This is a genomic window from Amaricoccus sp. W119, assembly GCF_047275745.1.
Classification (GTDB): Bacteria; Pseudomonadota; Alphaproteobacteria; order Rhodobacterales; family Rhodobacteraceae; genus Amaricoccus.
Genome location: NZ_JBKQWU010000214.1, coordinates 1 through 657, shown reverse-complemented (window position 1 = coordinate 657; position 657 = coordinate 1). Strand labels below are relative to the sequence as shown.

General features: G+C 46.4%; 1 protein-coding gene. It reads left to right on the top strand.

Annotated features, from left to right (window positions below):
• The coding region (locus tag ACLJK8_RS23070; RefSeq protein ID WP_413152714.1) for a transposase at positions 1-147 on the top strand (147 nt) is incomplete at its 5' end.
• Positions 148-657 lie beyond the last annotated feature (510 nt).

Sequence of the window (657 nt, the reverse complement as noted above, 5' to 3'; positions counted from 1 at the left end):
GTCTACCGTCAACGCAATCTCGTCGAGAGGTTCTTCAACCGGATCAAGCAGTTTCGAGGCATCGCCACACGCTACGACAAGGACCCGGAGAACTTCCTCGCCGCCGTCAAGCTCATAGCCGCGAGGGTCTGGTGTCAGGGTTTATGAGTCGACGCCCTAGTTGGAAGAAGAATACGAGATATATTCTATAGAATTCTAGAGAGTTACGATCTATCTCTCAGCATGAGTTCACAGGTAAAGGAACTCTTAAGCGTGATATTGCGTATACAGGATCCTGTAATCTGATTTATTCAGTACTGGCTCTGCATTGAAGTTCAAATCGGCCGTGGAGAGGAGGGGGGCAATTTTGTATGAATGTATTGAAAAGTCCTGACGTTAACGCTGAACTTCTTCGCTTATTTGTAATTAGAAATACTGCCTGAAGGAAAAAACAGAAGCGGCATATATGCTTTTGATAAGTACTCAATAACGACTATAATTCGCTTGAGTTGTGTTGTGGATAGTTCTACTCGACATAACATACTACATATGTACTTAGAATGTCTCAGAGCCGGACTCGAAACTCTACGCGCCGTGCCAATACCTTGCGAGGCGCCTGGTCAGGACGCGGATATGGGCGATGAATATCCACGCCTCGGCGGAAGCGATGGATTTCTC